12 protein-coding genes are annotated in these 15158 nt (G+C 73.2%); 6 read left to right on the top strand and 6 right to left on the bottom strand.

What is annotated here, in order from left to right:
- Positions 1-110: 110 nt before the first annotated feature.
- Genes IF00_RS0105905 through IF00_RS0105915 form a run of 3 tightly spaced genes read left to right on the top strand, consistent with a single transcriptional unit; the run spans position 111 to position 5571 of the window.
- Positions 111-1457 carry a VWA domain-containing protein gene (locus IF00_RS0105905; protein WP_030314965.1) on the top strand — a complete coding sequence of 449 codons (1347 nt, stop codon included), beginning with the start codon at positions 111-113 and terminating at the stop codon, positions 1455-1457.
- A 23-nt stretch (positions 1458-1480) separates the two neighbouring features.
- Complete coding sequence (locus tag IF00_RS0105910; RefSeq protein WP_030314967.1) at positions 1481-2602, top strand: ATP-binding protein; 1122 nt, start codon at positions 1481-1483, stop codon at positions 2600-2602.
- Positions 2599-5571: a DUF5682 family protein gene (locus IF00_RS0105915; protein WP_030314968.1), complete on the top strand. Its 2973-nt coding sequence runs from the start codon at positions 2599-2601 to the stop codon at positions 5569-5571. Before IF00_RS0105910 ends, IF00_RS0105915 begins: the two co-directional genes overlap by 4 nt.
- Before the next feature lie 64 nt (positions 5572-5635).
- Here IF00_RS0105915 and IF00_RS0105920 read toward each other — a convergent pair whose 3' ends face one another.
- The 3 genes from IF00_RS0105920 to IF00_RS0105930 form a co-directional block, all read right to left on the bottom strand.
- Complete coding sequence (locus tag IF00_RS0105920; protein ID WP_030314970.1) at positions 5636-6964, bottom strand: phytase; 1329 nt, start codon at positions 6962-6964, stop codon at positions 5636-5638.
- 411 nt (positions 6965-7375) lie between these two features.
- Positions 7376-9334: an NAD-binding protein gene (locus IF00_RS0105925; protein ID WP_030314972.1), complete on the bottom strand. Its 1959-nt coding sequence runs from the start codon at positions 9332-9334 to the stop codon at positions 7376-7378.
- 282 nt (positions 9335-9616) lie between these two features.
- A complete protein-coding gene (locus IF00_RS0105930; RefSeq protein ID WP_030314974.1) occupies positions 9617-10498 on the bottom strand; it encodes a winged helix-turn-helix transcriptional regulator in 882 nt (293 codons plus the stop codon).
- Between the two features lie 223 nt (positions 10499-10721).
- On the opposite strand from IF00_RS0105930, the gene IF00_RS0105935 reads away from it, so the two are divergent.
- The 3 genes from IF00_RS0105935 to IF00_RS0105945 are packed head-to-tail and all read left to right on the top strand — an operon-like array spanning position 10722 to position 13500.
- Positions 10722-11525: an ABC transporter permease gene (locus IF00_RS0105935; protein WP_030314975.1), complete on the top strand. Its 804-nt coding sequence runs from the start codon at positions 10722-10724 to the stop codon at positions 11523-11525.
- Positions 11525-12673 carry an ABC transporter ATP-binding protein gene (locus IF00_RS40980; protein ID WP_245234435.1) on the top strand — a complete coding sequence of 383 codons (1149 nt, stop codon included), beginning with the start codon at positions 11525-11527 and terminating at the stop codon, positions 12671-12673. Before IF00_RS0105935 ends, IF00_RS40980 begins: the two co-directional genes overlap by 1 nt.
- Positions 12670-13500, top strand: a complete 831-nt coding sequence (locus IF00_RS0105945) for an ABC transporter permease (protein WP_030314980.1) — start codon at positions 12670-12672, stop codon at positions 13498-13500. The genes IF00_RS40980 and IF00_RS0105945 overlap by 4 nt, the downstream gene beginning before the upstream one ends.
- 38 nt (positions 13501-13538) lie before the next feature.
- On the opposite strand, the gene IF00_RS0105950 is transcribed toward IF00_RS0105945, so the two are convergent.
- From IF00_RS0105950 to IF00_RS0105960, 3 genes are read right to left on the bottom strand one after another with little or no spacing between them, the layout of a single operon-like run.
- On the bottom strand, positions 13539-14030 hold the full coding sequence (locus tag IF00_RS0105950) for a hypothetical protein (protein WP_245234436.1): 492 nt from the start codon (positions 14028-14030) through the stop codon (positions 13539-13541).
- On the bottom strand, positions 14027-14566 hold the full coding sequence (locus tag IF00_RS0105955) for an RNA polymerase sigma factor (RefSeq protein WP_078944559.1): 540 nt from the start codon (positions 14564-14566) through the stop codon (positions 14027-14029). The genes IF00_RS0105950 and IF00_RS0105955 overlap by 4 nt, the downstream gene beginning before the upstream one ends.
- Positions 14553-14996 (bottom strand): DUF3995 domain-containing protein, encoded by a 444-nt coding sequence (locus IF00_RS0105960; protein WP_051819875.1) that lies wholly within the window; start codon positions 14994-14996, stop codon positions 14553-14555. Before IF00_RS0105960 ends, IF00_RS0105955 begins: the two co-directional genes overlap by 14 nt.
- Between the last annotated feature and the right edge of the window lie 162 nt (positions 14997-15158).

Below are 15158 nucleotides of genomic sequence, written 5' to 3' on the forward strand. Positions count from 1 at the left end.
CGGCCGGCCTTCCGCCCACGGACCTCCCGTCGGCCGATTCGTCGTCCGCGGATCTCCCGTCGACCGACCCGTCGTCGGCCGGCCCTTCCCCTGCCGGCCCCTCCCCGGCCGTGTCCTCCCCCGCCACCCCCGACCCCGACGACAACCGTCGACAGGTCCTCTACTGGCGGCTCCTCGCCCGGCTCTTCGACCCCGAGGAGCAGGCCGCCCTGGAAGCGGCGAGCCTCGCCGTCGTCGAGGACATCGGCCTGCCGTCCGCGTTGCTCGACCCGGGTGCCTCCGTCGACTCCGTCGTCCAGCGCCATCCGGAACTGGCGGACGAGTTCGACGGGTTGATGACCCCGGAGCCCGATCCGGACGGCGCCCGCGACCGGGCCGCCGAGGTGCGGCGCGCCGCCCTCGCGTCGAAGCTGCTGCTCAACGTCTTCTCCACCGGACAGGGAACGGTCTCCGCCGGGCAGCTGGCCCGCTGGCAGTCGGACGCCGGCTGGCTGGAGCGTTCGCTCGGCTGCCGGCCCGGCGGGCTGCGCGGCGGCCGGGGCGCCGGGGCCGTCGTCGACGGCGGCGGCGCGGGTCTCGAACTCGGCGCCGTCGAGGCCGACCTCGTCCGCCGGATGCACCTGCGCGAAGTACTGGCCGACCCCGCACTCGCCGCCCGGCTCACCCCCAGCATGTCCCTCATCGAGCAGCTCCTGCGCGACAAGGGAAACCTGTCGGGCATCGCGCTCGCCAATGCCAAGTCCCTCATCCGGCGCTACGTCGACGAGGTCGCCCAGGTACTCCGCACCCAGGTGGAGAAGGCCACCGTCGGGGAGCTGGACCGTTCGGTCCCGCCCAAGCGGGTCTTCCGCAATCTCGACCTCGACCGCACCATCTGGAAGAACCTCACCAACTGGAGCCCGGAGGAGGAGCGGCTCTACGTCGACCGCCTCTACTACCGGCACACCGTTCGCCGGACCACACCGCAGAGGCTCGTCGTCGTCGTGGACCAGTCCGGCTCCATGGTCGACTCGATGGTCAACTGCACCATCCTCGCCTCGATCTTCGCCGGACTGCCGAAGGTGGACGTCCACCTCATCGCGTACGACACCCGCGCGATCGACCTCACCCCCTGGGTGCACGACCCGTTCGACGTGCTCCTGCGCACCAACCTCGGCGGCGGCAACGACGGCCCGGTCGCGATGGCCATGGCCAGACCGAAGATCGCAGAGCCGAAGAACACCGTCATGGTGTGGATCTCCGACTTCTACGAGTTCGACCGCTCACAGCCCCTGTTCGAGGGCATCGAGGCGGTCCACCGGTCCGGAGTGCGGTTCATCCCCGTCGGCTCGGTGACCAGCTCGGGACGGCAGGAGGTCAACCCCTGGTTCCGGGAGCGCTTCAAGGCGCTCGGCACCCCGGTGGTCTCCGGCCACATCAACAAGCTCGTGCACGAACTCAAGACCTTCCTCACCTGAGCCTGCCCAGAAAGGCCCCTCGCATGTCCGACCTGCTCCGCGCCCCCGCCGAGATCAAGTACGCCGAGGAACTCGACTGGCTCGAGTCGATCGACGACAACCCCAAGCCGTTCTCGTGGCGTCTCTCCCCGAAGATGGTCCGCCTCTTCATCCTCGGCTCCGAGCGGGCCGACGGCCTGGACCGGGAGGTGACGCAGAAGTGGTTCGGCGACCGCAGCTTCGTCGAGCGCTCCATCGTCACCCTCGCCTCCGACAGGGGCCTGCTCCTGATCGGAGACCCCGGCACCGGCAAGAGCTGGCTCGCCGAGCTCCTCTCCGCCGCGATCAGCCGCAACTCCACCCAGGTCGTCCAGGGCACCGCGGGCACCACCGAGGACCACATCAAGTACTCCTGGAACGTCTCGATGGTCATCGCCAAGGGCCAGTCCCGCGAGTCGATGATCCCCTCGCCGATCATGACCGCGATGGAGACCGGCACCATCGGCCGCTTCGAGGAACTGACCCGCTCCACCAGCGACGTCCAGGACGCGCTCATCTCGATCCTCTCCGAGAAGTACATCTCGGTCCCCGAACTCGACAGTGCCGGTGGCGAGAACATCGTGTTCGCGCAGCCGGGCTTCTCCGTCATCGCCACCGCCAACAGCCGTGACCGCGGCGTCAACGACCTGTCCTCCGCGCTCAAGCGCCGGTTCAACTTCGTCCGCATCCCGGTCGTCACGAACAAGAAGAGCGAGGCCGAGATCGTCCGCTTCCGCACCGAGGAACTCCTTCGCCGGCACTCGATCGAGCTGGACGTGCCGCCGACCCTCCTCGACGTCCTCCTCCAGAGCTTCGCCGACCTGCGTGCCTCCGCGGCCGCGGCCGGGAGCGACGACGAGAAGCTGGAGTCCGCCCTGTCCACCGCCGAGCAGATCGGCGTCCTGGAGGACGCCGTCCTGCACAGCGACTTCTTCGGCGAGCGCGCGCTCACGGCCCGCGCCCTCGCCGCCTCCCTGGTCGGTACGCTCGCCCGCCGCGAGCCCGAGGACCTGGCCATCCTCAACAAGTACCTGCACGGCGTCGTCGAGCCGCGCGGCAAGGAGCAGGGCGGCTCCTGGCCCGAGTTCCTCGAGGGCGGCCGCGAGGCGATCGCGAAGCTGGCATGAGCACCACCTCCGAGAAGCCGACAAGCGCCTCCTTCACCGCCCTGCGGGGGCAACTCCACGAAGCGGCAGCCGAGTTCGCCGGCGGACAGGACGCTCTGGAAGGCATCCTGCTCGGCATGGTCGACGATGTCGACCGGGCGGTCGCAGAACCGCTGGAGATCTTCCCCGTCTGCCACCACTCACCCGCCTCCGCCCTCGCCATGGCCCGACGGCTGCGCGAGAAGCAGCCCAGGGTCGTGTACCTGGAGCTGTGCGAGGACATGGCCCCGCTCCTCACCGAGCTCCGCAACTGCCGGCTGCCCGTCGCCGTGCAGGCCTTCGCGAGCGAGATCGACGGCTTCCCGCCGGACTGGGCCCCGCTCTCGGTCGTCGCCCCGATCACGGAGGCCTCCGCCGAGTACCAGGCCGTCGCGTACGCCCTCGACACCCCCGGCGTGGAACTCGTCCTCGTCGACCGCTCCTCCGACCACGTCTTCCAATGGGACACCCGACAGCCTGCCGACGGCGCGACCCACACCGCCGACACCGAGGCCGAGCCGACGGCCGCGGGAACGGCCGAGCCCGAGGCGGCCCTCCACGGCGAGGCCGTCGGGGTGGAGATCGGCGACCTCCGTCCGCGCTTCGCCGAACTGGAGGAGCACCTGCTGCGGCACGGCAAGGTGCGGCACTGGTCCGAATGGTGGCACCAGTACGTCGAGGTCCCGCTCGGCGACAGCGACCACGACACCTATCGCCAGGTCATGTTCCTGATCGGCAGCCTGTTCCGGCGGCTCGCGCCCGGCCGGGGCGAGCGCGTGCGGGTCGACGAGGACCGCGAGCGCTACATGTGGACCCGTATGCGCGAGCATCTCGCCGCGACCGGCACCGACCCCGCGGACTGCCTGTACGTGTGCGGCGCCTTCCACGCGGCCAGCCGCGTGGACGAGTTCGGCGTCCACGGCACGGGCGGCTTCGCCATCTCCCCACGGACCGCCACGACCTGGCAGTACGGGCTGATCCCCTCCAGCAACGCGGCGATCGAGGCACAGTTCGGCCTCGCGTCCGGCTCGGTGTCGATCGCCTCGACGGAATGGGCCAAGAACCTCAAGCGCACCCGCGTGAAGCCGTACCGCCTGGAGGGGCAGTCCGGTACGAAGAAGCCGAGCGCGAGGAAGACGGCGGCGAAGGCTCCGGTGGCCACGCCCACGCCCGTACCCGCGTCCGACCTCGCGGCCGGTCCCGCCTCCGCTCCGGCCGAGGACCGGCTCACCGGCTTCCTCCAGCAGCCACCCGTCCTGAACACCCTCGACGAGGCCGAACTGCTCGGCTGGTCCGTGGACATCGTGCGCGCCGCACGCCGCAGTGGCTATCTGGCCTCCACGGCCGACGCCATCGCCGTGTTCGAGACCTCGATCCTCCTCGCGGCCCTGCGGGACCGGGCCAAGCCGACGCCGTACGACTTCCAGGACGCGGCGGTCACCTGCATCGAGAAGGACACGGTCCCCGGCCGACGGGACGTGCGGCGGCTCGTCGAGATCATGATGGGCGGCGACCGGGTCGGCCAGGTCGGCTACGACGCGCTGCCACCCCTCGCCCGTGATGTGCACGACCGGCTGGCGCCCCTGGAACTGAACCTCCAGCAGCGCGGCGTACGCCGGGCCCTGCTCGACATGGCGTCCCGGCCGGAGCTGCGTGCCTGCTCGGACGTCCTGTGGATGCTGCGCCGGCTGTTGCCGCCCGGCGCGGCCCGCACGGTGATGGGGGAGCGGCGGCTCGGTGAGCGGTCGATCCAGGAGTCCTGGGACCTGTCGCTCGGCACCCACCAGCGCGCGCTCATCGAGCTCGGGTACGAGGGCGTGAGCCTGGAGCAGGTGCTGGAGCAGCGGCTGCGCCGCACCGCGTACGGACCGCAGGCCACCACGGCCGAGGTCCTCGCGGCCGTCGAGGACGCGACGCTCCACCTCGGCGGTCGACGCCTCGCCGACGAGCTCGGTGCCCGGGCCCTGGAGGTCCTCGCCGGCGAGCGCACGGTGGACGGCGCGCCGGCGGTACTGCGCCGGGTGCGCGGCCTCCTGGCCTACTACCGCACCAGCGAACCGGTCCTCCCGCCGTGGATCGAGTCCTTCGTCAGAGCCGGGTACGCGCACTACTGCACGCTGCTGCCGACGGCGTTCCGGGACGAGGACGCGACCGTGGGGCAGGTGGCGGCGATGCTGGGCTTCCTGTTCAGCATGGAGAGCCTGGCCCTTTCGCTCGGCTGTGACCGGACCCAGCTGGAGCTCGCGGTCGCGCAGTCCCACCCGAACGACCCGGCCAAGACAGCCCTGTTGTGGGCCGCGCAGGTCCAGCTCGGCACGCTCTCCCGGGGCGAGCTGCGCGGCCGCTGCGACGAACTCCTCGGCAACCCCCTGGTGGTGCCCTCGTACCCCCGCTACCTCAGTGGTTTCGTGCACGCGCTCGAACCGGTCCCGGGCCTCGCGGACGTCGTCGTGGAGGCCGTGTCGAACGCCTTCGGACGGCTCCCCGACCCCGTCCTGCTGCCGTGGCTGCCCACCCTCATCACCACCCTGCGGTCGAACGCCGCCGATCTCGCCCCGCTGCTCATCAGAGAGGCGGGCCGGATCTTCCCGGCACGGCTCGCGGCCCTGGACACCTGGGTCCCGCCGTGGCACGCGCAGCCGGTGGCTCAGGCGTCGCCGGCCGTGCCCGCGCCACGCGGAGCGGCGCTGCTGCCCCGGCACCCGGAGACATGCGACGCCGTCGCGGACCTCCTGGGCCGCACGGACGGGTGGGCCCCGGCAGACGGGCCGACGGGCCCGACGGGCGCGGCACTCCTGTTCGGCCACCGCGCCACCTGCGACGCCGTCGCGGACCTCCTGGGCTGTGGCGATCCCTGGACGCCCCTGGTTCCGGCGCTCCCCGCGTCGTCCCTGACGACGAGGCACCCCGCCACGGCCCACGCGGTCGCGGCGCTCCTCGCGACGCCGTGACGGCGGACCGGCCGCCGGGTCGTCGGACCCCGGCGGCCGGTGGGGGCGAGGGACGTGAGGCGGATCAGTCGTCGACGGCGTCCAGGACGGGGCCGAGGTCGACGAACTTGAAGTTGGTCGCGGGGCGGTCACCGTCGCCGGGGGCGTCGTGGCCGTCCTGCACGACGAGGAGGCCGTTCGGGTACTTCGAACCGAGGGGAGCGTTCAGGGCGGCGGCGCCGTCGCACTCCTCGGAGCCGTCGAGGGCGCCGTTCGCGGGCGCGACCCGGAAGCCGCCCTCGTACTCGTTGCGGTCCGCGATCTCCCGGTCGTAGGCCGCGAAGGTGTTGTCGCCCTGACTGGAGGCGAGCAGGTACCCGTCGCCGTCGGACTCGGTGACCAGCGTCAGACCCTCGACGTCCGAGGAGATCCTGGTCCCGCCGTAGCCGGGGTCGGCGCCCGGCGTGCACTCCTCGGTCTCCTCGTCGTAGACGCCGGGGACGCCGTACTCGCGGACCTTGTCGAGCAGCTCCGGCGTGCCGGTGAGGTCGGCGCGCAGCCGCCAGATGCCGATGTCCTCCTGGCCGGCGTACAGGGTGCCGTCGGCGGGATCGACGACCATGCCCTCGACCTGCGGCAGTTCGCCGGGCTCCCCGCACGGGGCCCACGAGGTGCCGTTCGGCAGCCGGAACGTGGCCGGGAGGTCCAGGGTGCGGACCGTGCGGTACGTGACCTTGCCGCCGGCGGTGGGGAGCAGTTCGAGCAGGGCGATGCTGGTCCGCTCGCGGCGGCTGACGAGCGCGAAGGACTTCCCGGACGCCGGGTCCGTCCAGGTCGCCAGACCGTACGCGGTCCGCTGGTCGTTGATCTCGGCCTGGTCCCGTGAGAAGACGGCCGGGGCGGCGGCATCGGTGACGTCGGTCAGGGGGCCGCCGGCGCGGTCGCGGTCGATGCGGTAGAACCGCAGCCGGTCGTGGCCGCGGTCGCTGGTGACGGCGAGGTCGGCCCGCCCCGAGGAGAGCCGGAGGCCCTGGACGAGGTCCACGTTGTTGAACCGGCCGGGGGCGTCGTCCGGTCCGTCCGCCGGAGGCGCGGCTATCGACTGCACCGGGCGCGCGTCCAGGTCGTAGACGCGGAGCCCGCCCTCCTTGGCGGTCGCGATGACGAGGCTGCGGCCGGGGGCGGCGGCGTTGCGCCAGATGGCGGGGTCGTCCGCGTCGGCGTTGCCGCCCGCGTCGTCGTCGTGCAGCACCGGCGTCTCCGCGCGGGGGGTCACGACCGGCAGCGAACCGGCCGGACCACGGTGGCGGCCCTGGGCATCGGCGTCGGCTTGGGCGGGCACGGCGAGGGCGGCCGCGGCGAGCGCCGTGGTGACGGCGAGCACGAGCGACCGGGCGGTACGGGGGCGAGTCACGCAAGTCTCCTCAGGAGGGTGGCTTGTACGTCCTGCGTGAGCGTGGTGCCCTTCCGTGTCGGCCCGGCGGCCTCTGCCCGACCGGGTGTCCGAAGTCCAGGTGTACGCACGATGAACCGCGCCGCGGGCCGCGGCAGTGTGCCGCGGCCCGCGTGCGTCTGCTGCGGCAGGAATCAGGCGGGGTTCTTCACGTTCGCCAGGTAGCTCGCACCGATGAGGCGGTCGCGCATCTCGTAGCGCGGCGCGACGGCCCCGGTCCAGCGGAGGAACCGGTCGCCCCGGTGGCCGTCGACATGTCGATGAACCCCATGGCGACGACACAAAGGGCAAGATTCCGGCCAAAGTTGCGCGATCCGTTCGCTCCGGGCGAGCGGGCGAGCGGGCAGTGGGCGGGTGGATGGTTCGCGTCGTTCAGTCGACGGGGGGCGGCGGCGTCCCGGCGGGCGTCCGTCCCGTCGCCGGTACGTCCGCCCGCCCGAGCAGTTCCGCCAGGCCGGCGCGGGTGGCCGCGACGACGACGCGGTCGCCCGGGTGGAGCACGTAGCCGGGGTGAAGGTCCCAGAGCAGCCCGGACGGTTCGTCGCCGGCGGACGATCGCGGCCTCCCTTCCGGAGCGTCCTGGGCGTCCTGGGCGTCCGACGGATCGGTCGGCTCCGGAGCGCTGGTGTCCAGGGCGAGGACACGCCACGCACCCGGGCGGAACGCCTCCGCGACCGTTCTCCCCTCCCACTGGGGCTGGCCCGCGATGTCGAGTGCGGCGAAGACGAGCACCCGGCGTTCGACGGCGATCGCCCCGAGGATCTGACGGCCCATCATCGCCGTGGCGAAGGCGGGCGCGGCGAGCGTCGACACGCTGCGGCTGCGGGTGAGCGCGTCGGGGTGGGCCGCGCGCAGCGTGCGGTAGACGGTGGACGCGAAGTCGTCGTCGTACAGGCGCAGGGCCACGAGCAGGTCCGGGTTGAGTGTGCGCGCGTAGAGCGCGGCTTCCAGGTTGGTGGTGTCGGCGCTGGTGAGGGCGAGCAGCGCGCGGGCCCGGTGGATCTTCGCCGCTTCCAGGACCCCCTCCTGCGTGACGTCACCCAGGACGACCGGCACGCGCAGGGTGCGGGCATGCGCGACACCCCGGGCCTCGGGGTCGTCCTCCACGCACACCACGGGCACGCCCAGTTCGTGGAGCTGGACCAGGACGCGGGTGCCGACGCGCCCCAGGCCCAGGAGGACGACATGGCCGGCGAGGCCGCGGGGCGGGCGTCGCAGGGCGGCGGCGCTGCGGTACGCGCCGAGAGCTTCGAGGGACCCCGCGATCAGCAGCGGCAGCAGGACGAGGCCGAGCAGACCGGCGAGGATCTGGAGGACCTGGCGGGCGGTGGGCTCGCCGACGGCGGGGTCGCCGATCGCGAAGAGGTCGAGCAGCGTGAGGTACGCGGCGTGCAGCAGGTGGTCCCCGGTGGTCACCGAGGACGTGACGGCGAGCGCCACGACCGCGGCGCAGACACCGGCGAGCGCCCAGCGCACCCGGGGAGACAGGAGCTCGCGGGGCGAGGCGCCCCGGCTCTCCCGGCGCCGGGGGAGGACCGGTTCGTGGGTGACGGCCTCCAGGACGACCGTGCCGTGCCCCGCGGCCGCCTGTACCTCGGCGTCGTCGGGCAGCAGCCGGGGCGCGAGCCGCCCGCTGCGGTCGGACCCGTCCGCGCCCGCCGGGTCGCGCGTCGTCGACGACAGCAGGGCGAGGGTGACGAGGCCGGGGTCGGCCGCGTCGCCGGCCTCGGCGGGGGCCTGTGCCGAGGCGGAGCTCTGTGCGGTGGGGATCCGCTCGGCGGCGCGCAGCAGCAGCCCGTCGGCCTGGACGATCTTGCGGGTACCGGTGACGGCCGTGGCGGCGAGCGCCGGCGCGGCGGTGTCCGCGTCGGACAGGACGATCGTCGTGGCGTCATGCCCGTGGCCGCGCCCGTCGCCGTGCCTGTACCTGGTTTCGTTCCCCTGGTCGGGCCCGTCGTCGGCCGCCGCCGGGTCCTCGGCCTGGCAGCGGGCCTGGTCGAGGAGCTCGGCCATCCGCCGGCCGAGGTTGCGGTTGTACATCCGCAGGACCAGGCGGATGTGCGGGTTGAGCCGGCGGGCCAGGAACGCGGCCCGCATGTTGACCTCGTCGTCCTCGTAGAGCAGCGCCAATGCCTGGGCCCGGCGTACGCCCGCCTCGACCAGGGTCGGCTCGTCGGGCGGTGTCCGGTCGGCCTGCCGGGCGCGCACGCGTGGCTCGTCGGTGTCCGGTCCGGCCCCGGTGGGCGCGACGAGGACGACGTCCTGCCGGTAGACCTCGGCCAGTTCACCGGCGATGCGGTGCGCGAGGGCGTCGTCCCCGCACACGACCATGTGCCCGTCCTGCGGTGCGGGCGGCCCGGCGGGCCGTGCGCGCGCGCCGGTCTCGCGGCGAGTGACCTGACGCGGTACGGCGGTCATGGTCGCCTCTCGTCCGGATGCCGACCCGGTCGTGGGCCCGGTCGTGGATGCCGACCGGTCCTGATCCGAGATCCGCTGCTGCCGGCCCGCGTCGGCGGAGCCGCCCCCCCAGCCTTCCAGCAGGACGGGCGCCCCGGCATGGGTGCTGACACCCAACTTCACGACGTGGTGCCGCCGTTCGACGCGGCGGCTCGATCACCCCTCGGCGACCGACGCCCCCTCGTGAAACGCCGTCTCCACGGCCGTCGGGATGTCCGTGACGGGGAACTGCACGTGCCGCACGGTCCGTTCGCGGTCCACGACCAGGATCGCGCGCTTCAGCCGGAGGGCCTGGCCGGCCCGGAACGTCGGGAGCCGGAGCGCCGCCGAGAGCCCGTTGTCCATGTCGGAGAGGAGCGGGAAGGGGATCTCCTCGGCCACCGCGAACGCCCTCTGCTCGTCCGGGCGTTGGGTGCTGATGCCGTGCACCGCGACGCCCGCCGCCGTGAACCGCTCGTACGCCTCCCGGAAGAGTCGGTTCTCCAGGGTGCACCCCGCCGCGCCCGGGATGTCCGTCCAGTCGTCCGGCAGCGGGGCGGGGCGGGCGGTCGCGGGGAAGCAGAACAGGACGGTGGCGCCCGCCCCGGCGTCGACCGGATCGAGTGCGCCGCCGGTGTGCGCGGGCAGCGTCAGCCGGGGCAGCCGGGTGCCGGGCAGGTCGTGGACGCGGTGCGCCTCGGCGCTCCGCTCGTCCGCGGAAGCGGTGAGCGAGCCGTCGCCGAGCAGCCAGCGGTCGGCCCAGTCCTGCATCGAGACCAGGACGGGCAGCAGCGCGCGCCCCGCGTCGCTCAGCCGGTACTCGAACCGGACCGGTCCCTCCTGGTACGGGACCTTGTCGAGCACCCCGCTGTCGACGAGGTGGTTGAGCCGCTCGGTGAGCACCTTGCGGGAGATGTCCAGCTCGCGCTGGAGCTCGTCGAAGCGGTGCCGCCCCCGCGCCGTCTCGCGGACGAGGAGCAGGCTCCACCAGTCGCCGACGACGGCCGCGGCCTGGGCGATGGCGCAGGCGGCGTCGCGGTCGGGAACGGCTCGTGCCATGACGTGTCCTCCTCGTTGCGGGTCACCGGTCCGGGGTGGTCCGGTCCCGGACCACCCGGCACCGGTCCGGGGTGGTCCGGCCTCGGCCCGCCCGGTCCGGCCCGTATCCGGTTCGTGAGTGATCCATCTTGCGCCATCGAATGAGTTCCCGATAGAAACTCATTGTAAGTTCCCCATGGGAACTCACTCGATTCCAGTGTTCTACGGGGGAGGGATCCTTTTCATGCCCATAGCCTGGGCAACCGCCTGGCGCACCTGGCAGATGACCCGCCGCGCCTACCCATGGACGTACGCCGTCGGCACCGTCCTGCCCGCCGCGCTCACCATCGCGCTGGCCCATCTCGGCTTCCACGTCATCGGCGGCGGTGCCGTCGGCGACGACTTCGCCGCCGGCAGCGGCACCACCGCCTACCTCGCCTACATCGTCGTCGGCACCACCGCCTTCCACTTCGCCGTCCGACTGATCCTCTGGTCCGCGAAGGCCCTCATCACCGAACAGCGGCAGGGCACCCTCGGCGCCCTGCTCATCGCCCCCGCCGGCCGTCTGCCGTACCTGCTGGGCTTCACCGGCTTCGCGGTGCTCAGCAGCGTCCTCGAGTTCCTGACCCTCGGCCTGGTCGTCGCCGCCCTCGGCATCACCGTGCCGGTCTCCTCCGTGCCCGGCGCCCTGCTCGGCGCCCTCGCGCTGATCGCGGCCGTCTTCGCGCTCTCGGTCGGCCTCGGCGGACTGATGATCGCGGCGGGCGAGGCGCACATCTCGCAGAACACCGTCTTCATCATGCTCGGCCTGGTCGGCGGCTTCACCTTCCCGCGCGACTACCTGCCGGAACCGGTCCGCTGGTTCGCCGAACTCCTCCCCACCACCTCGGCCATGGACGTCCTGCACGGCAGCTTCACCGGCGGCCAGTCCCTCCCCGAACTCCTCCCGAGGCTCGCCGTCTGCGCCGCCCTCACCTGCGCCCACCTCTTCCTGGGGCTGACGTGTCTGCCGCGGGCCGAGGCCCGTGCCGTCGAAAGGACGTACTGATGACCATGACCACGGCGATCGAAGTACGCGGCCTTCGCAAGGACTTTCCCGTGAGGGAGAAGGGGATTCTCGGCCCCCGCACCCTCAAACGCGCCGTCGACGGCCTCGACCTCGACATCCCCCGCGGCCGCGTCACCGGACTCCTCGGCCTCAACGGCGCCGGGAAGACCACCACGATCAAGATCCTCGCCACGCTCCTGCGGCCCAGCGCCGGAACCGTCCGCATCGACGGCCTGGACGCGGTCGCCGACGCCCGCGCCGTACGCCGCCGCATCAACCTCATCGCGGGCGGCGAGCGCATGGTCTACACCCGCATGACCGGCCGCGAGAACCTCTGGTACTTCGGCCAGCTCTACGACGTCCCGAAGGCCGACCTGCGCCGCAGGACCGGCGAACTGCTCGACCTCGTCGGCCTGTCCGGAGCCGCCGACACCATGGTCGAGCGGTACTCGCGCGGCATGACCCAGCGGCTCGCCATCGCCCGCGGCCTCGTCAACCGCCCGGACTACCTCCTCCTCGACGAGCCGACCCTCGGCCTCGACGCCCCCATCGCCCGCGACCTGCGCCGAGTCGTCGCCGACCTCGCCGCGCACGACGGCACCGGGGTGCTGCTGACCTCGCACTACCTGGCCGAGGTCGAGGAACTCTGCGGCCATGTGTACGTGATCTCCGCAGGCCGCCACCTCGCCCAGGGCAGCCCGGCCGAGCTGAAGGCCGCGACCGGCAGCCACCGGACCGTCCGTCTGACCGTCACCGACCCGACGGAGCGCACCCGGGCCGCCGCGGACGCCTTCGGTGCCACCCGCGAAACCCTCCCCGACGGGGGAGAGCTGATCACGCTGCGCCACCCCGGCGACATGGCGGGACCGCTGACGGCGGCGGTGTTCGAGGCGGGCGGCTCCATCGGCGGCCTGGAGATCGCCGAGGCGAGCCTGGAGGACGCGATCCTGACCCTCGCGGAGCGGGGCGAGGCGGGCCTCGCGGGGCCGGGGTCCGGTCGGCCCGACGCCACGACCATCCGCCCCGGCGCCGCGACCGCCCCGCCCGAGGCCGCGACCGCCCCGCCCGAGGCCGCGACCGTTCCGCCCGGCGCCGGGACCGCCCCGTCGGAGGCAGCCGCGGCCGGAGTGAAGGGCGGCACCCCGTGAACCCTCTCCGGCACTCCCTGCGGGTCTTCGCCGCGGAAACGCTCAAGCAGCACCGCCGGCTCTTCGGCCAGCCGCTCGTGGTCTTCTCGATGCTCGTCTGGCCCGTCCTCCAACTGGCCACCACCTACTACACCCTGCGCCCCGTCGCCACGGCCTCGCGGGCTGCCGAGAACTGGCCCCTCGCCGCCGACCCCGACCGCCTGCTCGCCTTCCTGGCCACCGGCACCCTCGCGTACGCCTTCTTCTTCTCCCTCGTCCAGAGCGCCTGGCACCTCTCCTTCGAGCGGACCACCGGCACCCTCGAACTGCTCTTCCTCTCCCCGGCCGGCCGGCTCACCCTGATGATCGCCAACGGCGCGGGCGCGCTCCTCCAGAACGCCTGGCTGCTCACCTGCTTCACCGTCGCGGCCCTGACCGGCTTCGGCACGCTGTCGGTGTCCGCCTGGTGGATGTACGGGATCGTCCTCCTGGCCCTGCTGATCCCGGCGGTGGCGTGGGGAGCGTTCCTCAACAGCCTTCTGGTCTTCTCCCGGGACTCGGCCTTCCTGTACACCATCCTCGACGAGCCCCTCTGGTTCGTGTCGGGCGTCCGCCTGCCGCACTTCGCACTCCCGGCCGCGGTCCAGGTCGTCGGCGCGGTCTTCCCCCTCACCGGCAGCCTGCTCGCCGTCCGTGGCGCCCTGCTCGAACACCGCACGGCGAGCGAACTCGCCCCGACGCTGCTCGGCCTCGGAGCACTGAGCGCCCTGCTCCTGGTGGCCGCCGCGCTGATCCTGCGGGTGGGCGAGGCACGTGCCCGCCGGACGGGCGCGCTGAGCCTGGTCTGACAAGGCGGGTCGCCGGGACCAGGCACGCTCACCCGGCCTCACCCGACCCGCGCGGCCAGCCGCGTCATCGCCTCCTCCAGCTCGTGCCGCGCGCCGAACGGCACCAGCGCCGCGTGTCCGGGGACCCGTACGCCACCGGTGAGCGCGACCCGCGTGTGCCCGGTCCCCTCCCCGGCCTCCACGGCCGCCATCCCGATCACCAGGAACCGGCTCTGCAGCCAGCACCAGCCGGGGCGCAGCACGCCGTGGAAGTGCGCGCGCAGCCCGTAGCGGCTGCGGGCGAGGGCTTCCACCCGGTCGCCGTCGCGCCGCAGGATCCGGACCGACCGCATGTCGGGCTGGAACTCTCCGAAGCCGCCCTCCAGATCACCCATCACCTGCCAGACCCGGGGGAGCGGCGCGGGGAGCACCCGCTCGACGAGCCGGGCGCCCCGGACACCCGCGACCATGACGTGCATCCGCCGTACGTCGTCGAGCAGCAGACCGCCCCTGCCCTCGACGCCTCCATCGCTCTCGTTGCTCGCGTTCACGCGGACCACGCCTTTCGGAAGCTCTGCCGGGCCCGGTGCAGCCGGGACTTCGCCGTGCCGGTCGGTACGCCGAGGAGCGCCGCCGCGGACTCCTCGTCCATCCCCTCGACGTCCCGCAGGACAAGGACGGCCCGGTGCGCGGGCGACAGCCGTGCCAGGACGTCGTCGATGTCGGCGGCCAGTTGCGGATCTCCCCGCTCCGGTACGTCGGCGAGCTCGGCCGGCCGCGCCCGCCCCGCCCGCTTCGCCACCCGCACGGCCTCCCGTACGGAGATCGCCCGCACCCACCCGTAGAGCGCCTCCGGCTCGCGCAGCGAACGCAGAGAGGTGAAGACCGCCACCAGAGCCTCCTGTGTGGCGTCCGGGCCGTCGTCCAGCGCGATGGGACGGCAGATCCGGGCGATGTACGGGGTGAGGTGATCGAGCAGGTCGTGCAGGGCCAGAGTGTCGCCGCGCCGGGCGGCCCGGACCAGCCCGACGCCCCGGTCGACGCGGTCGGCGGTGCCGGCGGCGTGGACGGGGTCAGCGGGCGGCACGCAGGGCCGCCCCTCCGAAGACCAGGCACAGCGGCGTGTACACCAGGGCGTTCAGCCACGGGAACGCCGCTCCCGAGCCGTCCTTGCCGACGACGATCCACACCAGTCCGACGGCCCCGCGGAGCAGTATCCCGGCGGCCACGGCGGCCGTGATCAGGCGCGGGATTCCGGGGCGGCGGCCACCACCCCGCGCGTGGAGCGAGACGGCGAACGCGGCGCCCCCTTCGAGGGCCGCGAGCGGCAGGACCACGGCCGGCCCGAACGACACGACGCTGCCGAGGACGGCGAGCGACAGGGCCCGCTCGTCGGCGGCGGGCCACGTCAGGCCGGTGGCCCAGTAGAGATGCACGAGCGCGAGCACGGCGAGCAGCGCGGCGACGCCGTGTCCGCCGATGATCGTGCGAGGCCGCTCGATGTCGATGACCGCCATGGGGTTCCCCTCCGTTCCGAGGCCGGCGCCGCAGCGCGCCGACACCCCGAGGAGGAGAGGCCCCGCCCGAACGTTCCCTGTGATACGGCTCACAGTCGGCAGGTGTCGGGGGACGGGAGGGAGGGGTGCGGGGGCCGGGAACGCGGACGACCCGTGGGCCTT

Source organism: Streptomyces flavochromogenes (assembly GCF_000717595.1).
Taxonomy (GTDB): Bacteria; Actinomycetota; Actinomycetes; order Streptomycetales; family Streptomycetaceae; genus Streptomyces; species Streptomyces flavochromogenes.